General features: G+C 68.7%; 18 protein-coding genes. 6 read left to right on the top strand and 12 right to left on the bottom strand.

Annotation, left to right across the window (positions count from 1 at the left end; genetic code table 11):
- Positions 1–41: 41 nt before the first annotated feature.
- Complete coding sequence (locus NP80_RS04365) at positions 42–1,241, bottom strand: MFS transporter (protein ID WP_035947573.1); 1,200 nt, start codon at positions 1,239–1,241, stop codon at positions 42–44.
- 108 nt (positions 1,242–1,349) lie between these two features.
- Here NP80_RS04365 and NP80_RS04360 point away from each other — a divergent pair, with 108 nt between their 5' ends.
- Entirely contained in the window at positions 1,350–2,345 is a 996-nt protein-coding gene (locus tag NP80_RS04360) for an AraC family transcriptional regulator (RefSeq protein ID WP_035947575.1), read from the top strand.
- Positions 2,346–2,470: 125 nt separating this feature from the next.
- On the opposite strand, the gene NP80_RS31370 is transcribed toward NP80_RS04360, so the two are convergent.
- Together NP80_RS31370 and NP80_RS04355 are read right to left on the bottom strand one after the other, a co-directional pair.
- Positions 2,471–2,647 (bottom strand): hypothetical protein, encoded by a 177-nt coding sequence (locus tag NP80_RS31370; RefSeq protein ID WP_006404391.1) that lies wholly within the window; start codon positions 2,645–2,647, stop codon positions 2,471–2,473.
- Between the two features lie 82 nt (positions 2,648–2,729).
- Complete coding sequence (locus NP80_RS04355; RefSeq protein WP_045593110.1) at positions 2,730–4,655, bottom strand: DUF3857 domain-containing transglutaminase family protein; 1,926 nt, start codon at positions 4,653–4,655, stop codon at positions 2,730–2,732.
- 249 nt (positions 4,656–4,904) lie between these two features.
- Here NP80_RS04355 and NP80_RS04350 point away from each other — a divergent pair, with 249 nt between their 5' ends.
- The 3 genes from NP80_RS04350 (at position 4,905) to NP80_RS31365 (ending at position 5,665) form a co-directional block, all read left to right on the top strand.
- Positions 4,905–5,090, top strand: coding sequence for a hypothetical protein (locus NP80_RS04350; RefSeq protein ID WP_006397821.1), 186 nt, complete (start codon positions 4,905–4,907; stop codon positions 5,088–5,090).
- 105 nt (positions 5,091–5,195) lie between these two features.
- The gene (locus NP80_RS04345) at positions 5,196–5,471 is read left to right on the top strand and encodes a hypothetical protein (RefSeq protein WP_006404394.1); all 276 of its coding nucleotides are present in this window, start codon (positions 5,196–5,198) and stop codon (positions 5,469–5,471) included.
- Between the two features lie 44 nt (positions 5,472–5,515).
- Positions 5,516–5,665, top strand: a complete 150-nt coding sequence (locus NP80_RS31365; protein WP_006397819.1) for a hypothetical protein — start codon at positions 5,516–5,518, stop codon at positions 5,663–5,665.
- 103 nt (positions 5,666–5,768) lie between these two features.
- Here the strand turns inward: NP80_RS31365 and NP80_RS04340 are convergent, their stop codons facing one another.
- Complete coding sequence (locus NP80_RS04340) at positions 5,769–6,089, bottom strand: DUF1840 domain-containing protein (protein ID WP_035947577.1); 321 nt, start codon at positions 6,087–6,089, stop codon at positions 5,769–5,771.
- A gap of 632 nt (positions 6,090–6,721) precedes the next feature.
- Here NP80_RS04340 and NP80_RS04335 point away from each other — a divergent pair.
- Complete coding sequence (locus NP80_RS04335; RefSeq protein WP_006397815.1) at positions 6,722–7,585, top strand: crotonase/enoyl-CoA hydratase family protein; 864 nt, start codon at positions 6,722–6,724, stop codon at positions 7,583–7,585.
- 43 nt (positions 7,586–7,628) lie between these two features.
- Here NP80_RS04335 and pdeR read toward each other — a convergent pair whose 3' ends face one another.
- The 4 genes from pdeR to NP80_RS04315 all read right to left on the bottom strand — a co-directional run bounded on the left by pdeR (position 7,629) and on the right by NP80_RS04315 (position 16,215).
- A complete protein-coding gene (gene pdeR / locus NP80_RS04330; protein WP_035947579.1) occupies positions 7,629–9,632 on the bottom strand; it encodes a cyclic di-GMP phosphodiesterase in 2,004 nt (667 codons plus the stop codon).
- A 589-nt stretch (positions 9,633–10,221) separates the two neighbouring features.
- The gene (locus tag NP80_RS04325; RefSeq protein WP_006411057.1) at positions 10,222–13,860 is read right to left on the bottom strand and encodes a hydantoinase B/oxoprolinase family protein; all 3,639 of its coding nucleotides are present in this window, start codon (positions 13,858–13,860) and stop codon (positions 10,222–10,224) included.
- 119 nt (positions 13,861–13,979) lie between these two features.
- Positions 13,980–15,278, bottom strand: a complete 1,299-nt coding sequence (locus NP80_RS04320) for an MFS transporter (RefSeq protein WP_006404401.1) — start codon at positions 15,276–15,278, stop codon at positions 13,980–13,982.
- A 163-nt stretch (positions 15,279–15,441) separates the two neighbouring features.
- Positions 15,442–16,215: a putative hydro-lyase gene (locus NP80_RS04315; protein ID WP_035488206.1), complete on the bottom strand. Its 774-nt coding sequence runs from the start codon at positions 16,213–16,215 to the stop codon at positions 15,442–15,444.
- Positions 16,216–16,421: 206 nt separating this feature from the next.
- On the opposite strand from NP80_RS04315, the gene NP80_RS04310 reads away from it, so the two are divergent.
- Positions 16,422–17,354 carry a LysR family transcriptional regulator gene (locus NP80_RS04310; RefSeq protein ID WP_006397808.1) on the top strand — a complete coding sequence of 311 codons (933 nt, stop codon included), beginning with the start codon at positions 16,422–16,424 and terminating at the stop codon, positions 17,352–17,354.
- Positions 17,355–17,423: 69 nt separating this feature from the next.
- On the opposite strand, the gene NP80_RS04305 is transcribed toward NP80_RS04310, so the two are convergent.
- Genes NP80_RS04305 through NP80_RS04290 form a run of 4 tightly spaced genes read right to left on the bottom strand, consistent with a single transcriptional unit; the run spans position 17,424 to position 22,210 of the window.
- Positions 17,424–18,413 carry a YkgJ family cysteine cluster protein gene (locus NP80_RS04305; RefSeq protein WP_006411062.1) on the bottom strand — a complete coding sequence of 330 codons (990 nt, stop codon included), beginning with the start codon at positions 18,411–18,413 and terminating at the stop codon, positions 17,424–17,426.
- Positions 18,407–19,210 carry a MetQ/NlpA family lipoprotein gene (locus NP80_RS04300; protein WP_006404404.1) on the bottom strand — a complete coding sequence of 268 codons (804 nt, stop codon included), beginning with the start codon at positions 19,208–19,210 and terminating at the stop codon, positions 18,407–18,409. The genes NP80_RS04305 and NP80_RS04300 overlap by 7 nt, the downstream gene beginning before the upstream one ends.
- Complete coding sequence (locus NP80_RS04295; RefSeq protein WP_006404405.1) at positions 19,207–20,250, bottom strand: formylglycine-generating enzyme family protein; 1,044 nt, start codon at positions 20,248–20,250, stop codon at positions 19,207–19,209. Before NP80_RS04295 ends, NP80_RS04300 begins: the two co-directional genes overlap by 4 nt.
- Positions 20,251–20,260: 10 nt before the next feature.
- Positions 20,261–22,210, bottom strand: a complete 1,950-nt coding sequence (locus NP80_RS04290) for an arylsulfatase (protein ID WP_006411056.1) — start codon at positions 22,208–22,210, stop codon at positions 20,261–20,263.
- Between the last annotated feature and the right edge of the window lie 231 nt (positions 22,211–22,441).

The raw sequence follows: 22,441 nt of genomic DNA, 5'->3' as shown, positions 1-22,441 counted from the left end.
AATCGGCGCGGTGCCCGAACCGGCACCGCACACCGCACCCGTTACGACACCGCTTCGACGCGCTTCGGCACCGCGGTGACGATCGTCGCGACCGCGACGGCCAGCACCACCGCCGCGCCGACGAACACGCCGCCGGCGCCGGTCGCATCGAACACGACGCCGCCCGCCGCCGCGCCCGTCGCGATCGCGAGCTGCACGGCCGCGACGATGAGGCCGCCCGCGCTCTCGGCTTCGTCCGGCACCGTGCGCGTGACCCACGTCGACCATGCGACCGGCACGCCGCCGAACGCCATCCCCCACAACGCGACGAGGATCGCATCGATCGCCGGTGCGCGGCCGAGCACGACCAGCAGCACGCCGAGCACGACCATCAGCGCGGGCATCGCGATCAGCATCGGCCGCAGCCGGTGTTCGAGCACGCGGCCCGCGAGCGACGTGCCGACGAAGTTCGCGACGCCGTAGCCGAGCAGGATCGCCGACAGCCCGTTCACGCCGACGCCCGCGACCTGCTCGAGGAACGGCCGCAGATACGTGAAGAAGGCGAAGTGACCCGTGAAGACGAGCGTCGTCGCGAACATCCCGAGGCCGACGCCCGGCCGGCGCAGGACGTCGATCAGCGTGCGCAGCCGCGTCGTGCCGCTCGGCGGCATCGAGGGCAGCGTCGCGACCTGCGACAGGAACGCGACGCCGCCGAGCGCGGCCGCGATCAGGAACACGTTGCGCCAGCCGATCAGGTGACCGAAGTAGCTGCCGAGCGGCGCGGCCGCGATCGTCGCGACGGCGACGCCGCTGAAGATGATCGATAGCGCGCGCGGCACCATCGCGGCCGGCACGAGCCGCATCGCGGTCGCGGTCGCCATCGTCCAGAAGCCGCCGAGCGCGATGCCGAGCACGACGCGGCCGATCAGCACCGTCGTCAGGTTCGTCGCGAACGCGACCGCGAGATTCGACGCGATCAGCAGCAGCGAGAACGCGAGCAGCACGCGTCGGCGGTCGATCGTGCGCGTCGCGGCGGCGATCAGCAGGCTCGTCACGAGCGCGACCGTCGCGGTCGCGGTGACCGCCTGACCGGCGACGCCTTCGGTGACGCCGAGACTGTCGGCCATCGGCGTGAGCAGGCTCGCGGGCAGGAATTCGGCCGTGACGAGGCCGAACACGCCGAGCGCCATCGCGAACACCGCGCCCCAGGCCGGTTCGCGGGGAGCCGCCTGCGAGGCGGTGGAGGAAATTCCGGGATTCATCCGTCGTTCCGTATCGTAAAAGGTCGATGACGGCGTATCGTAAGGAGCGACGGCAGGACGGTCTATGACATACAATCCGCCTTTGTTGATCAAACGTCCGAGAATGCGATGCCCGACACGCTGCCTCCCGTCATGCCCGATGCGCACGATCTCGTCAGCGAGCTGCTGCTCGGGATGCGCCTGAGCGGCGTCCAGTACCGCCGCATCCAGGTCGCGCGGCCGTTCGGCCTGAGCTTCGGGCAGGTGCCCGGCCGCGCGCAGTTTCATTTCGTCGGGCGCGGGCCCGTGCTGCTGCGCGACGCGGCCGGCGCGACGATGCAGCTCGAGGCCGGCGATGCGATCCTGCTGCCGCACGGCAACATGCATACGCTCATGTCCGACCCCGACGTGCCGTGCCGCGAGATCGGCGGCTTCGAAGTCGCACGCATTTGCGATTCGGTCGCGTCGGTCGCATCGGCGGGCGCGGCGGCCGACGGCGCCGCGGCCGATTCCGCTGGCGGCGATGCGCTGATCTTCAGCGCGTGCATGGAACTCGATCTCGGCGGGATGCAGCCGCTCGTCGGCACGATGCCCGAGTTCATGCACGTCGGCACGCTGCTCGCGCGCTATCCGGAGATCCGGCCGATGCTCGACGCGATGGAGCGCGAATCCTGCGCCGAGCGCGCGGGCTTCGCGGGCATTCTCGCGCGGCTCGCGGACGTCGTCGCCGCGTTCATCGTGCGCGGCTGGGTCGAATGCGGATGCGGCGACGCGTCGGGCTGGGTGCAGGCGCTGCGCGAGCCGAAGCTCGGCCGCGCGATCGTCGCGCTGCATCGCGATCCCGGCCGCAACTGGAGCGTTGCCGAACTCGCCGCCGAGGCCGGCGTGTCGCGTTCGGTGTTCGCCGAACGTTTTCTTGCCGCGACCGGGATGACGCCCGTGCGCTACCTGACCGAACTGCGGATGCGGCTCGCCGCACGCTGGATCGCGCGCGATCGCGAGGCGATCGAGACGGTCGCGTATCGGCTCGGCTACGGGTCGCTCGCCGCGTTCAGCCGCGCGTTCAAGCGCGTCGTCGGGCGGCCGCCGGGCGCGGTGCGCGCCGACGCAGACGCCGCGGCATGACCGGGTCGGCAGGCCGCGGTCGCCGCCGGATCACGTCGTCGTCGGCGATCGAGTCGCGGTCGTGCGGCACGTCGACCGTCTTCACGCGGCGCGGCTCGCGCGGCTGCGTGAACGCGCGCTGCCGTTCAGCCGCCCGCGCCGGTGCGCGCCTCCAGCGTGTCGATCAGCACGGTCGCGCACTGCACCGCGAGCGTCGCGCACTGCTGCGGATCCACCGTCGCACCGTTCGTCACAGTACCCTGCACGATCCTGACGAGCAGTTCCTTCGACAGATCGGCGATTTCGTAGTCTCGTTCCGTCATCGTCTCTCTCCTGTGCGTGTGCCCGCCGGCGCACGCGATTGCGGTTGCCGCCGCGTCCGCGTTCGCGGATCGCGCGCGGCGCTCAACGTGGCCGTGCGCGCACGACGATCTGTGCCTGCGTGTCGCGCTCGATCCGCTCGAGCGATGCGCGCAGCGTCGCGAACGTTTCGGGCGAACACACCTGGCTATCGAAGGTCGCATTCAGCCGTCGCGTGATCTGCACGACGCGCGCGACCGGATCGAATACGTAGTGCGACGTGAAATCGACGAAGCGGTCGCGCACCGCCTTGTCGGCCGGCACATCGATCACCGCGACGTCGGGCGGCAGCGCGATTTGCGCGGTCTCGTCGAACGTGCCGCCGATGCAGACCCACGGCTGCGTGCGCACCGGCTCCTGCAACCACGCCTGGACCTGCGTCGCGATGCCGCCCGCGACGCTCGACAGCGCAGGCACCGCGGTCGTGCCGTCTGGCCAGACCGGATGATCGAGCGTGCCGGACATCGTCACGTCGAACGGCCCCGCGTGCGTGCGCCGATCGCTCGTCGTCAACTGCGCGCGCCCGCGCAGGCCGGTCTGCATCAGACGCTCGTTCGCGAGCTGCCCGATGCGATCGGGCGTCGCACGACGGAACACCGAGCGCTCGAGCTCGGCGGTCCAGCCGTCGTCCTCGACGTACGCATGAAAACGCGCGTCGCCGCGCACGGCGGCATCGATGTCGAGCCGCGCGGTGCGCCGCCGCGGCTGCGTGGCAGGCGTACGCGACAGCACGCCCGAATCGACGAGCAGCGCGGGGCGATCCATCACGATCGGGGGCAGATAGCCGAACGCGATGCCGGTGGTCGTCGTGTCCGCGTACAACCCTAAGTCGGGCAGCCACGTGATCGCATGATTGATCGCGCCGGCGCCATAGCCGGGCACGGACGGCAGCGTATAGACCGCGCCGAGGTTCAGCAGCACCGGTTCGCTGCGGATGCCGACCGCGCCGAGCAGCGCGCCGAACAGCGCGACGTGGTCCTTGCAGTCGCCGTAGCGGTTGCGCAGGATGTCGGTCACGCGATGCGGCGCGGCCGCCGTTTCGCCGAGAAACAGCGCGACGTAGCGCACGTTCGTCTGCACCCAGTCGTAGAGAATGCGCGCCTTCTCGCGCGGGTCGGGTGCGTCGGCCGTCAACGACCGTGCGAACTGCACGACGGCCGGATCGTTCGCGCCCGGATCGGCGGCAGCGTTCCGGTAACGCGCGGCGAACGCCGCGTAGTCGGGCAGCGTCGACACGACGAGGTGGTCGCCGTAGTCGGGATAGCCGACCGAACCCTTTTCGATGCGCGCGTATGGCCCGTGACGATACGTAAACGTGTAGCGCGTGCGGCCGTTCTCGGTGACGGGCGGCAGCGCGACGTAGCCGCGCGCATCGGCGACGAGCGGCATGTCGGCCGGCACGTCGAAGATCAGCCGCTGCTCGTCGACCGGCTCGCGCGACGGCTCGACGGTGTAGCCGAAGTAGCCCGGGTTGACCGGTTTCGTGCGCGTCTTGCGAAACACGATGCGCGTGCGCGTACCGGCTGCGACCGCCGGGAACACGACGGTGCGCAGCACGCCGTCCTGAAACGTCGGCGCGCCGGCGGAGCGCGGCTCCTGCACGTCGCGGATGCCGTCCGGGCCGACCGGATGCGCGACGCCGTCGCGATCGATCGTCTCCGCCGCGAGCAGCTCGACCTTCTCCAGCTGCTTGTCGAACCACACGTAGCGCTGCGCGATCGCGTCGATGCCGTTCGCATCGTTCGCGCGCAACGTCGAATCGTCGTACTCGACGAGCGCGCCGTCGTGCTGCAGCACGAACTCGTGCACGTCGCGTTCGAGCGTCACCGGCGCTTCGTTGCCGCTCGCGGCGTCGGCCGGCTGCGCGTGCGCCGCGGCGCCGATGCCGAGCGAAACCGCGCAGGCGGCGAGCGCCGCGCAGCCGGCGAATCGGGAAGAAAAAAGCAGCACATCGAACACTTTGCGCATCATCCGTGACCGTGATGCGGCCCAGTGTGGGCGCCGCGTTCGCGAGCGTCAAGCCGAGCGCGAACGGCGTGCGGCACGTCGATGCGCGGCCGCGCGCACGATCGCGCCGTTGCCGCTTCGGACCGCGCGCAGCATGCCATATATATCACGTTGTGATATATAATTCAGACATCCCGCCAAACGCGCAGTCGTGCGGGTACGCGTGCGCCGCCTCGCCGGAGGCGACGCGCCGCACATGGAGAAGGAGGCATCATGGTGATCAACAACGATTTCGAAATCGGTTACCTCGTCGTCGCATTTGCGCTGCTGGGCGTGATCCTGGTCGGCGCATTGCTGACGGCCCTGCATCTCGAACGGTGTCATCCGAAGCTGGTCGGCGCAGCGATCGGCGCGTTGATCGGCATCGCGCTGATCGAAGCGATGCCGATGTTGACGTGATCGCGGCCGGCACACGCGCCACGCCACGGATTCGTCCGATCAAATGCCTCTCCGCGCGTGCGGGTGAGCGCGGGGCCGGAACGTGCGCCGTCCGAGGAGAACACGATGGAATCCCCGCTCTGCCTGCGCTATCGTCAATGTGAGATCCGCGCGTGCGCGCTCGTCGACGCGGCGGCCGGAGAAGGCCTCGAACTCGGCGCGCTGTATCGACCGCTCGCGGTCGTGTGCTGGCGCGATGCGCAAGGGCGCCACGAAGCCCACCTGCTCGATCCGAAGCATCACGTGTTCCGCGACGACACGGACGCGCTCAGGATCTCGATTGCGCTGGCCAAACGCTTCATCGACACGAAGCTCGTCGGCACCTTCATGCCGGCAGGCTGAGGTTCGCCGCCACGCGCATCGGCCCACTCACTGCCGGAGGCGATATGGACCACGGTATCGTCAGGATCGTCATCCTGCTCGCAATCCTCGTGTTCGCGGTGCTGTTCTTTGCCGAACGGCGCAGCCGCGACCGCACGCGCGACAGGCTGCTGCACCGATCGTCGCGACGCACATCGCGGCATCGCCACCCGTAACGCGCATGCAAAAATCGGCCGACGGCCGCCGCGTCGTTCGACGCGCGACCGTCGGCCTTGCAGCGGAGGTCCGGCCCTGCGGCGGAAGACGCGCGCCGCGCGTCTACACGCCCCACATCACATGTCGCCCCTGATCGCGCGCCGCGCGCATCATGTCGAGCAGCGGCCAGGCGCGCTGCGCGAGCCCGCCGGCGTGCGGCGATGCCTCCGCGTGCAGCGCCGGCGTCGAATGCGCGTGTGCGCGCGCCTGCGCCGCATCGTCACCGATCGCCTGCTCGAGCCGCGCAATCGCGCCCGGCAATTCGTCCGTCGAGATCACGCCGCGCACGTCGAGCCCCTTGCCGATGAGCCCCAGCAGATACTGCGCCAGATCGCGCAGCATCACGATGTCGGGCGCCGCGGATGATCGAAAAGTCACCAGCATCGTCGTTTCCCCTTACGCCGCCGCAAGCCGGCCCGGCGCGCGCGCATACGTTTGCGCGCGGCTCCACTCGCCCTGTCGCACGCGCGTGATCGCCGCCCGGTTCTCGTCAACCGGGCGGTCATCCGGCGAGAACGCGCGCCACACGCGGTCGGGTTCGGTCCGCGGCATCCGTGCCGATGGCGCGAAGCCTGTTTCGATTTTATATCACGATGTGATGTATTCAAGCCTGCGGTCGCCGGTTGAAACGTTTTCTTATAAGAGAAGGAACAGCGGATACGCCGGCTGACGTATCCCTATGTCACCTCGCCCACACACATGCCGCACCGCAGCGACGCACCGCACGAAGCGCACCGCGTCATCGCCGTCTGCCGGCCCGACACCGCTTTCGCCGCGTAAGCGGACGCCCGTTTTCGCGGTCCGGCACTCACCCGCGACGCCGGCCGCCGTCATTCCTTACAACCGCGACCGCCGAATCGCGATCGACGTCCGATTCGTGCGTTATTCCCCGCATTTCGACTTTTGTGCGCGCGCAACAATGGCGATGCCTCGCGTGCGGCGCCCGGCGCGGCCGCTCCGCCACGCACGGCGCCGCACGCGTGGTCTTTCAAAAACCACATTCAACGAGGATTGCCATGCAGCTCCAATCACATCCCGCCTGCCGCCCGTTCTATGAAGCCGGCGAACTCACGCAGCTCACCGCTTTTTATGAGGAAGGCAGAAACATCATGTGGATGATGCTCCGATCCGAACCGCGGCCGTGCTTCAACCAGCAACTCGTCACCGACATCATCCATCTCGCACGCGTCGCCCGCGACTCGGGCCTGCGATTCGACTTCTGGGTTACCGGCTCGCTCGTGCCCGAGCTGTTCAACGTCGGCGGCGATCTGAGCTTCTTCGTCGACGCGATCCGCAGCGGCCGGCGCGATCTGCTGATGGCGTACGCGCGCTCGTGCATCGACGGCGTGTACGAGATCTACACCGGCTTCGGCACGGGCGCGATCTCGATCGCGATGGTCGAAGGCAGCGCGCTCGGCGGCGGTTTCGAGGCCGCACTCGCCCATCACTACGTGCTCGCGCAGAAGGGCGTGAAGCTCGGCTTCCCGGAAATCGCGTTCAACCTCTTTCCGGGGATGGGCGGCTATTCGCTCGTCGCGCGCAAGGCGGACCGCAGTCTCGCCGAAGCGCTGATCGCGACCGGCGAAGCACACGCGGCCGAGTGGTACGAGGATCGCGGGCTGATCGATCACACGTTCGAGCCCGGCGACGCGTATCTCGCGACGCGCACGTTCATCGACGTGATGAAGCCGAAGCTGAACGGGATCCGCGCGATGCTGCGCGCGCGCGAGCGCGTGTTCCAGCTCACGCGTTCCGAGCTGATGGACATCACCGAGGACTGGGTGCATTCGGCGTTCACGATCGAGCCGAAGGATCTCGCCTACATGGAACGCCTCGTGATGCTGCAGAACCGCCGCGTGTCGAAGCTGCGCACGGTGTGATGGAACGGCTGTCGCCGTTCGGCGACAGCCGGTTCGGGAAAGCTCAGGCGATCAGCCTGAGCTTTCTCGTCTCCGCGAGCCACGCCTCGAACGCGTGGGCGGGCATCGGCCGCGCGAAGTAGTAGCCCTGCGCGTGGCCGACATCGATCTGCTTCAGGAACTCGGCTTCCGCGTGCGTCTCGACGCCTTCCGCGATCACGGAGAAGTTCAGCGCATTCGCGAGCGGCACGACCGAGCGCACGAGCGCCTGCGAACGCGGATTGCGATCGATGCCGGTGATGAAGCTGCGGTCGAGCTTGATCGCATCGAGCGGCAGCCGCGACAGTTGCGACAGCGACGAATAGCCGGTACCGAAATCGTCGAGATGAATCTTCGCGCCGAGCTGGCGAAACTGCTTCATCAGCCCGTGCGCGCCATGCTCGTCGTCGATGAAGCAGCTCTCGGTCAGCTCGATGTCGAGCAGACCCGGCTTCAGGCCCGCCGCATCGACGATCGATGCGAACTGATGAACGATGTTCATGTCCTGCAGCTGACGCGCCGACACGTTCACCGCGATCCGCACGCCGAGCCCCTTCGCCTTCCACGCGGCGGCCTGCGCGGCGGCCGTGCGCATCACCCAGCGCCCGAGCGGCGCGATCAGCCCCGACTCCTCCGCGAAACGAATGAACTCGACCGGCGCGACGAGCCCGCGATCGGGCGACTGCCAGCGGATCAGCGCTTCGACCGCATGCACGTCGCCGGTGGCGATATCGACGACCGGCTGGTAGTGCAGCACGAACTGCTCTTCCTCGAGCGCCTTGCGCAGGTTCGTGTCGAGCCACATGTACTTCGCGACGCGCTGGTTCATCTCGAGCGAGAACACGCGATACGTATGCTTGCCCGCTTCCTTCGCGACATACATCGCCGTATCGGCATTGCGGATCAGCGTTTCGAGCGAATCGCCGTGCTGCGGATGCATCGCGATGCCGATCGAACAGCTCGTGTAGACCTCCATCAGCCCGAGATGGATCGGCGTGCGCAGCCGTTCGAGAATGATCTGCGCGGTCGCTTCGAGCAGCGCGCGCGTGCCCTGCTCGAACAGCACGAGGAACTCGTCGCCGCCGAGCCGCGCGAGCGTCGCGCCGGACGGAAGGCAGCCGTTGATGATCGCCGAGACGTCCTGCAGCAGCCGGTCGCCGGTGATATGGCCGTAGTGATCGTTGACGCGCTTGAAGTTGTCGAGATCGAGGAACAGGATGCCGACCTGGCCCGGCGTGTCGCCGGTCTGCTGGGCGATCACCGTGCGGATGCGCTCGCTGATCGCATGGCGGTTCGGCAGCCCCGTCAGCACGTCGGTGTTCGCGAGCTCGGTGAGCCGCTGCTGCGCGTTGCGCTCCTCGGTGATGTCGATGCCGGAGCAGATCAGATACTGCTCGTCCGCGCCGCTGCCGCTCTGCACGAACTTGTTGCGGAACTGGAACAGCCGCGGCCCGTTCACGGTGTTGATGTAGCGCTCGACCGAGAACGCGCGGTTGCTCGCAAAGAAGCCCGTGATGTTGCTGCGCGACTGCGCGCCCTGCTCGGGGCTCATGAACAGCTCGAACGCGCTGCGGCCGATCACGTCGACCTCGCGCTTGCCCGTCACTTCCTCGCAGAGCCGGTTGAAGCGCTGCACCATGCCGTTGCGATCGAGGATCACGACGAGCGAATTCACTTCGGACACGACCTGCTCGGCAAACGCGAGCCCGTGCGCGAGATCGCCGGCCACGGAGGCGGTATCGGTGTACGCCGACGCGGTGCCGGCCCAATCGGTCGTGTTGACCTTCCTGCCGACGAGGTGAAGCGGCACGCGCTCGCCGAACAGCACGATGTCGAGCACGAGGTGCGACGTGACGCCGGTCAGCGCGCGAATGCGCGCGGCCTGCTCGCCGGTGAGCGCGATGCTGACGTTGGTCATCCCGCGCACGGCGGCGAGTTCGAGTGCATTGCTGTCGCTGCCGAGCCGCCAGCACGGGCTGCGCGTTCCGACATGCGCCTCGAGCACTGCGCTATCGTTTTCGTCATCCATGACACGCCCCGACCCAAAAAAAACGCACAGTGTAGACGGAGACGAGCACGCCGCCCGCCGGGCGCGCACGCGCGACGCGTGCGGGCCGGGCGGCCGTGATGTCGTGACAGCGATCCTCGTCCGGTACTTGTTCCTGCTGATGCGACCCGGCATTCGCGATCATGCGGGCGGCCACGCCGCGCGAATGACGGACCCATCTTATCAAATGACGATGACGATTGGCACTCACATTTCAAATGGGGTGTCAAGGAACCGGCACTCGATTGGGGAATGCGCTTTTTCGCTCGCGCAAGGCCTCGGGAAGTGGTTGCGACGGCAAGAATCGGCGTGGACTAAAACGGTGCATCGCCCCGTCCGGCGGGCGTTTGCGGCAGGCCCGGGCGTTTTGGGGACGGAATGCTCATGAAACCGGTGCGCACGCATCGAATCGGCTCGATTTGTCGCGTAAGGCGCGATTTCATTGCGAATTCCGTCGAATAACCGCTTTTCATTAAGCGGCTTTTTCAATCGGCGCGCAATAACGCTTTGGATTTTTTCTTTTTTATCGGGCGGACGCGCGCGTTCATCGCGCCGCCCGCCTTCGCCGGCCTCAGCCGGCCGCGCCGTAGCCGCCGCCGCCCGGCGTCTCGACGACGAACACGTCGCCGGGCGCCATCTGCGCGCGGGCGATGTGGTCGAGCGTCTCGATCGCGCCGTCCGCGCGCTCGATCGTATTGCGGCCGAGCGCACCCGGTTCGCCGCCGGCCGCGCCGAACGGCGCGTGGATCCGGTTGTTCGACAGGATCGACGCGGTCATCGGCTCGAGGAAGCGGATTCGCCGCACCGCACCATCGCCGCCGTGCCAGCGCCCGCGTCCGCCCGAGCCGGTGCGGATCCGGTGCGAATCGACGCGCACCGGATAGCGCCATTCGAGCACTTCGGGGTCGGTCAGCCGCGAGTTCGTCATGTGCGTCTGCACGGCGCCGACGCCCGCGAAGCCGGGGCCCGCGCCGCTGCCGCCCGCGATCGTCTCGTAGTACTGGTATTGCGCGTTGCCGAACGTGAAGTTGTTCATCGTCCCCTGGCTCGACGCGACGCAGCCGAGCGCGCCATAGAGCGCGTTCGTGATCGCCGACGACGTCTCGACGTTGCCCGACACGACCGCGGCCGGATAGTCGGGATTCAGCATCGAATGCGCGGGCACGATCACGGTCAGCGGCTTCAGGCAGCCGGCGTTCAGCGGAATGTCGTCGCCGACGAGCGTGCGGAACACGTACAGCACCGCCGCCATGCACACCGCCTTCGGCGCGTTGAAGTTGTTGTCGAGCTGCGCCGACGTGCCGGTGAAATCGATCTGCGCGCAGCGCGCCGCACGGTTCACGCGAATCGCGACGCGAATCTCGGCGCCGTTGTCGAGCGCATAGCGGTATGCGCCGTCCTGCAGCGCGCCGATCACGCGCCGCACGGCTTCCTCGGCGTTGTCCTGCACGTGCTGCATGAACGCGAGCACGACCTCGCGGCCGAACTGCGCGACCATCCGGCGCAGTTCGTCGACGCCCTTCTGGTTCGCCGCGATCTGCGCACGCAAGTCGGCCATGTTCTGGTCGACGTTGCGCGCCGGATAGCGCCCGGACGCCAGCAGCGCGCGCGTTTCGGCATCGCGCAGCGTGCCGGCCGACACGAGCAGCCAGTTGTCGATCAGCACGCCTTCCTCTTCGATATGCGTCGAATCGGGCGGCATCGAACCCGGCGTCGTGCCGCCGATGTCCGCATGGTGGCCGCGCGAGCCGACGTAGAACAGCGGTTCGTCGGCGCCGTCCGCGAATACCGGCGTGATGACGGTCACGTCCGGCAGGTGCGTGCCGCCGTGATACGGATCGTTCAGCATGAACACGTCGCCGTCGCGCATGCGGCCGCGGTTGCGCTCGATCACCGTGCGGATGCTTTCGCCCATCGAGCCGAGATGCACGGGCATGTGCGGCGCGTTCGCGATCAGATTGCCGTCGCAGTCGAAGATCGCGCACGAGAAGTCGAGCCGCTCCTTGATGTTGACCGAGTACGCGGTGTTCTGCAGCCGCAGGCCCATCTGTTCCGCTATCGACATGAACAGGTTGTTGAAGATCTCGAGCCGCACCGGGTCCGCGTCTGTGCCGAGCGATCGACGCGTCGGCAGCGGCGTCGTGCGCGTCAGCACGAGATTGCCCTGCGCCGTCATCTGCGCGCGCCAGCCGGGCTCGACGACGGTCGTGCCGTTGCGCTCGGCGATGATCGCGGGGCCGTCGATCGCGTCGCCGGCGAGCAGCGTGTCGCGCACGTACAGCGCGGCGTCGTGCCATGCGCCGCCGGAATAGAAGCGCGCGACGGTATCGGCGCGCGGCGCGTCGCCGTCGCCGCGCGGCGCGAGCGGTGCGATCTCGACCGGCGCGTCGGAGCGGCCGATCGCCTCGACCGACGCGAGTTCGACGACGAGCGGCGTGCCCGGCATCAGGAACGCATAGCGCTGCCGATAGGCGGCTTCGAACGCGCGCTGCATCGCGTCGACGCTGCCGGCCGGTACGTCGAGCGCCGAATCGGTGCCCTGGTAGCGCAGATGCACGCGCCGTTCGGTCGCAATGCGCTCGGGCGGCACGCCCTGTTCAAGCAGCGCGCCGACCGCCTCGTCGGTCAGCCGGTCGAGCGCCGCGTTCAGCGCCGGAAGCGAGTCGTCCGACAGCACGGCCTCGATCGCGCGCTCGCGCATCGCGGTCTGATCCGCGAGCCCCATTCCGTAGGCCGACAGCACGCCGGCAAGCGGATGCGCGAACACCTGCGTCATGCCGAGCGCGTCGGCAACGCCGCACGCATGCTGGCCGCCCGCGCCGCCGAACGTCGTCAGCACATAGCGCGACACGTCGTGGCCGCGCTGCACCGAAATCTTCTTGATCGCGTTCGCCATGCTGCCGATCGCAATCTCGAGGAAGCCTTCCGCGAGTGCCTCGGGCGTCTCGCGCCGGCCGGTCGCCGCATGGATCTCGTCGGCGAGCGCGCGGAACTTCGCGACCACGCCGTCGCGATCGAGCGGCTCGTCGGCATGCGGGCCGAACACGCGCGGGAAATAGTCGGGCTGGATCTTGCCGAGCATCACGTTGCAGTCGGTCACGGTCAGCGGGCCGCCGCGCCGGTATGCGGCCGGCCCCGGATTCGCGCCGGCCGATTCGGGACCGACACGCAGCCGCGCGCCGTCGAAGCTCAGCACCGAGCCGCCGCCCGCCGCGACCGTATGGATGCTCATCATCGGCGCGCGCATCCGCACGCCGGCCACCTGCGTCTCGAACACGCGCTCGAACTCGCCGTTGTAGTGCGACACGTCGGTCGACGTGCCGCCCATGTCGAAGCCGATCACGCGCTCGAAGCCGGCCGCGCGCGCCGCGCGCACCATGCCGACGATGCCGCCCGCCGGGCCCGACAGGATCGCGTCCTTGCCCTGGAATGCATCGGCGCGCGTGAGACCGCCGCTGCTCTGCATGAACTGCAGGTTCACGCCCGGCATCTCGTGCGCGACCTGTTCGACGTAGCGGCGCAGGATCGGCGACAGATACGCGTCGACGACCGTCGTGTCGCCGCGCGACACCATCTTCATCAGCGGCGACACCTCGTGCGACGCCGACACCTGCGTGAAGCCGATGCGCCGCGCGAGTTGCGCGAGCGCGCGTTCGTGCGCGGTGTAGCGATAGCCGTGGATCAGCACGATCGCGAGCGCGCGCACGCCGTCGTCGAACACGCGGCGCAGCGCCGCCTCGGCGCCGGCGAGATCGAGCGGCGACACGACCTCGCCGTGCGCGCCGACGCGTTCGTCGATCTCGACGACGGTCTCGTACAGCGCATCGGGCAGCACGATGTCGAGATCGAACAGCCGCGGCCGGTTCTGGTACGCGATGCGCAGCACGTCGCGAAAGCCGCGCGTCGTCGCGAGCGCCGTGCGTTCGCCTTTGCGCTCGAGCAGCGCGTTGGTCGCGACGGTCGTGCCCATCTTCACCATGTCGACGCGTTCGGGCGTAATCGGTTCGCCGTCGGCGAGGCCGAGCAGATGGCGGATGCCGGCCACGGCCGCGTCGCGATACTGCTCGGGGTTCTCCGACAGCAGCTTGTGCGTGACGAGCGTGCCGTCGGGCCGGCGCGCGACGATGTCGGTGAACGTGCCGCCGCGGTCGATCCAGAATTGCCAGCGCGCGGCGTCGGAGGAAACGGGGGAAGTCTGTCGGTCAGTCATGGCGATGAACTCGATGCGTCGTTGAATCGGAGGACGAGCGCCGCCGCACGGCGCGCATCGCGCGCCGCGTGACGAAGCGGTGAAAACGGGAAAGAACGAACGGGCGGGCGGTGCGCCGCTTACGCGGCGTCGAGTTCGCGGCCGCGCGTCTCGGGCAGCGTCAGCGCGGCGACGATCATCACGCCGTACGCGGCGACCGCGAAGATGCCGATGCTCGCGCCGAGCCCGTAGTGTTTCGCGAGCGCGCCGATCAGGAACGGAAACAAGGCGCCGATCGCGCGGCCGACGTTGTAGCAGAAGCCCTGCCCCGAGCCGCGCACGCGCGTCGGGAACAGCTCGGTGAGAAATGCGCCCATGCCGGAGAAGATGCCCGATGCGAAGAAGCCGAGCGGGAAACCGAGGAACAGCATCGACGTATCGGTCAGATGCAGCGACGTGTACGCGAACGCGATCGCCATCGAGCCGAGCGCGAACAGGATGAAGTTCGGCTTGCGGCCGAGGCGGTCGGTCAGGTACGCGCTCGTCAGATAGCCGACCCACGAGCCGAGGATGATCATCGCGAGATAGCCGCCCGTGCCCATCACGGTCAGATGGCGCTCCGTCTTCAGAAACGTCGGCAGCCACGTCGTGATCGCGTAGTAGCCGCCTTGTGCGCCGGTCGTCAGCAGCGCCGCGCGCAGCGTCGTCGTGATCAGCTTCGGCGCGAAGATCTCGGTGAAGCGCGGCGCATCGGCTTCGCGTGCCTGCGCGGCCTTCTCCTTCTGGTAGACGTCCGGCTCCTTCACGTAGCGGCGAATCACGACGACGAGCAGCGCCGGCGCGAGCCCGACGAGAAACAGCGCACGCCACGCGAGCTCGGCGGGCAGCACCGAGAACAGCAGCGCATACAGCAGCGCGCAGAGTCCCCAGCCGATTGCCCAGCCCGACTGCACGAGGCCGACCGCCTTGCCGCGATCGCGCGCGCGGATCACTTCGCCGATCAGCACGGCGCCGGCCGTCCATTCGCCGCCGAAGCCGAAGCCCATCAGCGCGCGCGCGGCGACCAACTGATGATAGTTCTGCGCGAGCCCACACAGCGCGGTGAACACCGCGAACCAGAGCACCGTGAGCTGCAGCGTGCGCACGCGGCCGATCCGGTCGGACAGCAGCCCGGCGAGCCAGCCGCCGGCCGCCGAGGCGAGCAGCGTGATCGTGCCGATGAAGCCTGCATCGGCGAGCGAGATGCCCCAGGTCGCGACGAGCGTCGGAATCACGAACGACAGCATCTGCGTGTCCATCCCGTCGAGCATGTAGCCGACCTTGCAGCTCCAGAACGCGCGGCGCTCGCGCGGCTGCGCGTCGGCATACCACGAGAACAGGCCGCTGCGCGCGGGGCGCTCGGGCTCGGCGGTTCCCGCCGCGAGGGTCTTGCTTTCCATGGTGGTGGCTCCTGTCGTTAAGCGCCGTCAAAGTCGTGCCGCGCCGAACCGCGCGGCACGCCGCGCGGATGCGCGCCGCCCTCCGGCCGGGGCGGATCGTCCGTCGGTCGCGGCGTTCGCCGCGACGGTATCGAGCCGGCGGCCGGCGGGCCGCCGCGTTGCGTCAGAACACGGCCAGCGACGCGTTCGTGATGTCCGTCATCAGCATGTGGCCCGGCGTATGCGCGATCGCGAGCGGCAGCTTCGCTTCCATCAGCGCGGTTTGCGGCGTCACGCCGCACGCCCAGAACACCGGCAGTTCGCCTTCGCGGATCGTCACGGCGTCGCCGAAATCGGGCGCGCCGAGATCGGCGATGCCGAGTTCGCGCGGATCGCCGAGATGGATCGGCGCGCCGTGCACGCCCGGAAACCGGCTCGTGATCTGCACCGCGCGAATCGCGTCGGCGCCGCGCATCGGCCGCATCGATACGACGAGCTGGCCGCCAAACACGCCCGCTCGGCGGTTCGGAATCGACGTGCGATACATCGGCACGTTGCGGCCTTCCTCGACATGACGGAGCGCGATCCCTTCGCGTGCGAGCATGTCCTCGAACGAGAACGAGCAGCCGATCGCGAATACGACGAAATCGTCGCGCCACAGCGCTTCGAGCGAGTCGACGCGCTCGGTCAGGCGTCCGTCGCGATAGACGTTGTAGCTCGGCACGTCGGTGCGGATGTCGAGATCGTCGCCGAGCACGTCGAGCCGGAACGCGCCGGGCTCGCCGACGCCGAGCAGCGGGCATGCCTTCGGGTTCGCCTGGCAGAAGCGCAGGAAATCGTGCGCATACGCATCGGGCAGGATCGCGAGGTTCGCTTGCGCGAACGGGCCGCAGTGGCCGGCGGTCGGGCCGCGGAATGCGCCGCGGCGCACGGACTGACGGAATTCGGAAGGCGTGATCGGGTTCATCGGCGGATCGGGGAGCAGGCGAGCGACGGTGTCGCGTGGATGGGATACGCCGAAGAATAGAAAAGAAAAATTTTGGCCGCCAACGAGTTTTTTTACGGCCGGTGTATAGAATTTCTTAACGAACTATCGGGTTTTCCCCGGTCCCGTTCAGTTTTCGTAACGGGCAAGCTTTGCGCGCCCCGCCCCGTCCGCCGCCCATGAACACGCGATTTCTCGAAACCTTCGTCACGCTCGCAAAGCTGCGCAATTTCCGCACGACGGCCGCCGCGCTGCACGCGACGCCGGCCGCGATCTCGCAACGGATCAAGGCGCTCGAGGACGAGCTGCAGACCGTGCTCGTCGATCGCGACAGCCGCGAATTCCGGCTCACGCCGCACGGCGAGTATCTGCTCGCCTATGCGCAGGCAGTCGTCGAGGCGACGCACGAGCTGCAGGCGGCCGCGTCCGGCGAAAGCGCGCTGCGCGGCAAGCTGCGGCTCGGCGTGATAGAGACCGTCGTGCACAGCTGGCTGCCGCACTACCTGCGCCGCCTCGCGGCCGACTATCCGCAACTCGAAGTCGATCTGACCGTCGACGTCAGCGTCGTGCTGCAGCGCCGGCTGATGGCGGGCGAACTCGATCTGATCATTCGCGTCGAGGGCAGCGACGAGCCGGCGGTGGTCTGCGATGCGCTCGCGAACTATCCGGTGCGCTGGATCGCGCGCGCGGGGCTGCTGCCGGCCACGCGCACGGGCCTCGCGCGCCAGGTGCTGCGGCAGCCGATCCTCACGTACGGGCGCGGGACCGCGCCGCACCGCGCGCTCGAGGACATCGTGCGCACGCTCGCGCATGCGCACGGCGTGCCGCTGTCGGAGACGCGGATCACCGGCTCGCCGTCGATCTCGGTGATCGTGCAGCTCGTGCGCGACGGCTTCGGCGTCGCCGCGATTCCGAGCCTGTTCGTCGATGCGCTGATCGAAAGCGGCGAAGTGGTCGAGCTACCGCTGCAGCCGTCGCCGCCGTCGATCGTCGTGTCGATGTCGCGGCGCGTCGATGCGCCGCGCTTCGTGCACGGTGCGTCGATCGCGGCGCGTGCCGCGTGTCACGAGTATTGCGAGAAGAGTCACCGGCGGCTGGTCGAGGCGCTTTGAGGCGGTGCGCGGTCGCGCCGGCTCGTGCGGTCAGCGGCGGAATCGCGCGACGCGATGCCGCGCGACGAGTCAGGCAGGTTGCGGATCGGTTGCCTGCCGGCCGTCGAGCCACGCCTCGATGGCCGCTGCGTCACGGTGCGGATGAGTCGACCGTGCCGGCGTTGCGAGCAGCACCTGCCGCGCGCGCTCGAGTGCCTGCGCGAAACCGCGCAGCTCGCGCGTCGCCGGCCGATCGTCGAGACGCCGGCGCGCAAGCGCCGCTTCGATGCGTGCGTCGATCAATGCAAGCTGCGCGTCGATGAAGTTCAGGCAGAGCGCGCGGCAATGCGCGGAAAGCGACGCGACGATCAGCAGCACGGGCGCGATCGGCAGCGTCAGATACGCACCCGGCGCGAGCCGCGACCATGCTTCGCGCATCGGCTGCCCGCCGTCGATCAGCGACGCGAACGCCGCATCGCGCCACACCGCGCGCTCGAACGCGAGCGCATCGCGGCACGCATCGAGCGCGGCGCGGTCCATGACCTCCGTCGCGCGCACGAGCGCGATCGACGGCACCGCGTGCGCGGCAGCGTGTCGCGCTTGCGTCTCGTCGACGATGCAGCGGCTGCCGAACCGCACCGCGTCGTCGCGCCGCGCGGCCAGCACGCGCGCCTGCAGGCGGTCGGGCAGCAGCGGATCGAGCGGCACCGCGCCGCAGATCGACGGTTTGTCCGCGTGCACGCTGCACCGTCCGTCGTCCGCGAGCGCGGGACAGCGGCCGAGCGACGGATAGTCGTAGCCCTGCAGCGTCAGCGCGGCCCAGTCGCCGCTCGCGCCGCCGAACCGGTGAAACAGCCGGTCGGCGAGCGCATCGCATGCCGCGACGTCGTCCGCATCGAGCGCGTGCTCGCGTTCGCCCGCGCGCCAGCGCTCGCCGATCTGCCGCTTCGGCACGCGATGGATCGTCAGCGCACCGACGAATCGCTCGCGATGCCGGAACAGTTCGCGCAGCGCTAGCGTCGGCGCGCTGTTGCAGCAGCGCCCGCATGCGTTGCAGGCCAGCGCGTAGGTGTCTACCACGGCCGTCGCACCGAGTCCTGGTAGCGCGTCAGGATGAAGCGCGCCACGTCGTCGGAGTGGTACGCGGCGACAAGCTGCGCGACCCACGGCTTCGTGCGATCGGCATCGCGCACGGTCAGCACGCCCGCATACGGCGAACGCGCGTCCTCGATGCCGATGCTGTCGCGTGCCGGCTGCAGGCCCGCGCGCGCCGCGTCGTCGTTGTCGATCGCCGCGAACGCGACCGTATCGAGCGCCGCGTAGAGCCGATCGCCGCGCAACGCGACGATCTTCAGCCCGAGCCGGTTGCCGGTCACGTCGCGCAGCGTCGCATGAAGCCCGGCCCGTTCGCGCAGCGTGATCAGCGTGTCGTTCTGCAGCAGCACGAGCGCACGCGCCATCCCGCGCGCGTCGGCCGGAATCGCGATCGTCGCGCCGGGCTGCAGCGCGTTGAGATTCGTCAGCTTGCGCGAATAGAGCGCCATCGGCAGCGTCACGGTCGGCGCGACAGGCGTCAGCGCATAGCGGTGCGCGGCGCGCGTTGCCGCGAGTTGCTGCGCATCCTCGAAACTGGCCGCATCGATTCGTCCGCCGGCCAGCGCCGCATCGATGCGCGATGCGTCGTCGAACACGACGACGTCGACGTTCAATCCGCGCGACGCGGCTACGCGCCGGACTTCGTCCATGATCTGCGCATGCACGCCGCGCGTGACGCCGACGCGCAGCGCCGGCCCCTCGGCCGCGCACGCGCCGTGCATGCCGGCGAAGCCGGCCGCCGCGAGCGCGACGGCCGTCACGAAACGCGCGAAGCGGATCATGCCGGATCCCTCAGGATCGTGCGGAATCCGATGTGCGATGCGGCGAGATCGGCTTCCTGCCGTTCTCGCGACGACGCGCGATAGCGCACGCAGTAGTCGCGCGAGCACAGGAACGAGCCGCCCTTGATCACCATCGGCGTGTCGTGACGGCGCGCGGCCGGTGCGACGGCCGCCGTGTCGCCGTTCGTATGCGACTGGTGCGGGCCGGTGTACGCGTCCTTCGTCCACTGCCAGGCGTTGCCGATCATGTCGTAGAGCCGGAAGCCGTTCGCCGCGTAGCAGCCGACCGGCGCGAGCCCCGCGTGCCCGTCCTCGGCGGTGTCGAGCACGGGGAACGGGCCCTGCCAGTAATTGGCGGCCGGCTTGCCGCGCGCATCGCGCGGCGCCGCGTCGAGCGACGCATCGTCGCGGCCGGCCTTGCCCGCGTATTCCCATTCGGCTTCGGTCGGCAGGTCGCGGCCGAGCCAGCGCGCATACGCGAGCGCATCGCGCTGCGTGACGAGCGTGACGGGCAGGTTGCCGCGTCCTTCGACGTCGCTGCCGGGGCCGCGCGGATGGCGCCACGACGCGCCCTTCACCCACGACCACCAGGCGAGGTCGCGCGCGTTCAGTTCATCGCGCGTCGGCACGTGAAAGACGGCCGCGCCGCCCTGCTGCTCGGCCTCGGTCACGTAGCCGGTCGCCTGCACGAACGCGGCGAACTGCGCGACCGTCACGTCGGTCTGGTCGATCCAGAAACCGCCGACGCGCGTGCGGCCGTCGCCGGCCGGACGTTCGTCCTGATAGCCGCGCGTGCTGCCGAACACGAACGTGCCGCCGCGCAGGTGCACCATTCCCGCCTTCGGATCGTCGCGCCAGTTCGCCGGCAGCCCCGAATAGCGCGCGCACTGCTGCTCGGAGCCGAGCGCCGCGAGCGGTCGGTCGCGATTCGCGTCGTCGAACGCGCTGTCCGGCGCCGCCGGCCCGTGTGTATAACCGGCCGCGAACGCCGCGCCGAACAGTGCGGCGGCGAGCGCCGCGCCGATCGTCCAGAACCGCATCGCCGAATCCTCAGTAGTAGCCGCGCGGACGCAGCGGCTCGACGCCGCCGACGTTGCTCATGTACGCCTTCCACTGGTCGATCAGCGTGCTGACTACCGACGGATTCTGCGCGGACACGTCGGTCGTCTCGCCGCGGTCCGTCGTGAGGTCGTACAGCTGCCAGTGACCGTCGAGCGGCCCGAGCGGCGGCTCCGTCCACAGCGCCTTCCAGCGGCCGTCGGCGCTGCGCAGATACGCGCGGCCGTAGGCTTCGTCGCCGAACGGCGCGGTGTGCACTTCGCCGTTCGCCGCGCCGGTCAGGACCGGCAGCAGCGACTGACCGGTGACCGGATAGACGTAGCGGTTGCCGTATACGACCTTGCCCTTGTTCTGATCGACGCCCGTCAGCGTGTTGATCAGCGGCGGCGCCGGCTGCGACGGCGGCGTCACGCCCGCCACGGCCAGGAACGTCGCCGTGTTGTCGGTCACGTGCGTGAACGCGCGCAGCGTCGGCAGCTGCTGCGTCTGGCCCGGCAGATGAACGATCGTCGGCGTCGAAACGCCGCCTTCGGCCGAATAGCCCTTCGTGAGCCGGAACGGCGTCGCGCTCACCTCGGCCCAGCGCAGCCCGTACTGCAGCCGCTGCGCGTTCTGCTTGCCGTTGTCGGTACCGAGCGCCGAATACGTCGGTTCCTGCGCGTTCGCGGTATCGGTCGCGGTCGGGTCCGCGCCCGAATCGATCGGCCAGCCTTCGGCGCCGTTGTCGGACTGGAACATGATGAACGTGTTCTCGTATTCGCCGATGTCCTTCAGGTGCTGGATCAGCAGGCCGATGTTGTAGTCGAGGTTCTCGACCATCCCTGCGTAGATCTCCATGTAGCGCGCCTGCGCCTTGCGTTCGGCCGGGCTCAGGCTCGACCACAGCTTGTCGACCTTGCCCGCGCCGTAGTCGCGGTAGCCGTCGGCCGCCGCATGCACGGCGCTGACGTATTTCGCGTTGGCGGTGCCGTCGTTCGCCGTCGCGGGCGACGCGACCGTCGTCTCGGGCAATCCGTCGAACGGCTTGAAGTCGGCCGGAATCAGGCCGAGCGCCTTCTGCCGCGCGATCCGCGCGTTGCGGATCGCGTCGTAGCCGGCGTCGTAGACGCCCGCGTACTTGTGCAGCCACGGATCGGGCACCTGCAGCGGCCAGTGCGGCGACGTGTACGCCGCATATGCGAAGAACGGCTTGCCGTCGCTGTGATTCGCATCGATGTACTGGATCAGCTTCTGCGTATAAAAATTCGTCGAATAGAACACCGCGGGATTGCCGCCCGCGCCGCCCGGCTGCCCGGGCTGGCCCGGCTGCACGTAGCGGCCGTCCTCCGTGTAGTTCGACGAGCCGGCCGGCTCGTGCGCGAAGTGATTCGTCGCCGCACCGCCAAGCAGCACGTAGCTGCGCTCGAAGCCCCATTGATCGGGCGTCTGCCCGCTGCCCGTCGCGCTGCCGACGATGCCCGAGCCGATGTGCCACTTGCCCGCGATATACGTGTGATAGCCGGCATCCTTCAGCAGCTGCGCGAACGACAGCGCGCGATCGTTCAGATAGCCCTCGTAGCCCGGCAGCCCGCGCCGCTCGTCGGTCGGCACGCCCATCGTGCCTTCGCCGACCAGATGATGATCGGTGCCCGAAATCAGCATCGCGCGCGTGATCGCACACACGGTGCCGGTATGGTGGTTCGACAGGATGCGGCCCGACGCGACGAGCGCGTCGAGGTTCGGCGTGTTGATCTCGCCGCCGAACGCGTGGATGTCGGAATAGCCGAGATCGTCGGCCATGATGTAGAGGATGTTCGGGCGCTTCGCCGATGGCGTCGCGTCGGCCTGCGGAGGCGGGTTGCCGTCGACGCCGCCGCACGACGCGAGCGACAGCGCACCGGCAGCGATCGCGCATACGACGCGAAGACGGAACGGGACCGAACGTGACGCGGACATGCTCATGCTTTATCACCTGAGGGACGGAGCGGCGATGGTAGCGTCCGGCATGCGGGGTCCAAAGTCGAAATCGTCACAAGCTAACAGGCAGGCGGAATATCGGGATAACGGATCGCTGACACGGCGGGCGGATTTTCGGTGGGCGGTGTTAATTCGTATTTGTCTTATTTGATCGCCTCAATAATTCGTCATTGAACGAAGGTGTATTTGCCATATTCGCGATGTTGTTTCGAATTT

The sequence above is a fragment of the Burkholderia multivorans ATCC BAA-247 genome (assembly GCF_000959525.1).
GTDB classification, from domain to species: Bacteria; Pseudomonadota; Gammaproteobacteria; order Burkholderiales; family Burkholderiaceae; genus Burkholderia; species Burkholderia multivorans.
This window is presented reverse-complemented; position numbering and strand designations above follow the sequence as displayed.

Excerpts from the sequence above, each read along its gene's own strand:
- NP80_RS04365 (WP_035947573.1), bottom strand. The coding sequence starts at position 1,241 with ATGAATCCCGGAATTTCCTCCACCGCCTCGCAGGCGGCTCCCCGCGAA.
- NP80_RS04360 (WP_035947575.1), top strand. The coding sequence starts at position 1,350 with ATGCCCGACACGCTGCCTCCCGTCATGCCCGATGCGCACGATCTCGTC.
- NP80_RS31370 (WP_006404391.1), bottom strand. The coding sequence starts at position 2,647 with ATGACGGAACGAGACTACGAAATCGCCGATCTGTCGAAGGAACTGCTC.
- NP80_RS04355 (WP_045593110.1), bottom strand. The coding sequence starts at position 4,655 with ATGATGCGCAAAGTGTTCGATGTGCTGCTTTTTTCTTCCCGATTCGCC.
- NP80_RS04350 (WP_006397821.1), top strand. The coding sequence starts at position 4,905 with ATGGTGATCAACAACGATTTCGAAATCGGTTACCTCGTCGTCGCATTT.
- NP80_RS04345 (WP_006404394.1), top strand. The coding sequence starts at position 5,196 with ATGGAATCCCCGCTCTGCCTGCGCTATCGTCAATGTGAGATCCGCGCG.
- NP80_RS31365 (WP_006397819.1), top strand. The coding sequence starts at position 5,516 with ATGGACCACGGTATCGTCAGGATCGTCATCCTGCTCGCAATCCTCGTG.
- NP80_RS04340 (WP_035947577.1), bottom strand. The coding sequence starts at position 6,089 with ATGCTGGTGACTTTTCGATCATCCGCGGCGCCCGACATCGTGATGCTG.
- NP80_RS04335 (WP_006397815.1), top strand. The coding sequence starts at position 6,722 with ATGCAGCTCCAATCACATCCCGCCTGCCGCCCGTTCTATGAAGCCGGC.
- pdeR (WP_035947579.1), bottom strand. The coding sequence starts at position 9,632 with ATGGATGACGAAAACGATAGCGCAGTGCTCGAGGCGCATGTCGGAACG.
- NP80_RS04325 (WP_006411057.1), bottom strand. The coding sequence starts at position 13,860 with ATGACTGACCGACAGACTTCCCCCGTTTCCTCCGACGCCGCGCGCTGG.
- NP80_RS04320 (WP_006404401.1), bottom strand. The coding sequence starts at position 15,278 with ATGGAAAGCAAGACCCTCGCGGCGGGAACCGCCGAGCCCGAGCGCCCC.
- NP80_RS04310 (WP_006397808.1), top strand. The coding sequence starts at position 16,422 with ATGAACACGCGATTTCTCGAAACCTTCGTCACGCTCGCAAAGCTGCGC.
- NP80_RS04300 (WP_006404404.1), bottom strand. The coding sequence starts at position 19,210 with ATGATCCGCTTCGCGCGTTTCGTGACGGCCGTCGCGCTCGCGGCGGCC.
- NP80_RS04295 (WP_006404405.1), bottom strand. The coding sequence starts at position 20,250 with ATGCGGTTCTGGACGATCGGCGCGGCGCTCGCCGCCGCACTGTTCGGC.
- NP80_RS04290 (WP_006411056.1), bottom strand. The coding sequence starts at position 22,210 with ATGAGCATGTCCGCGTCACGTTCGGTCCCGTTCCGTCTTCGCGTCGTA.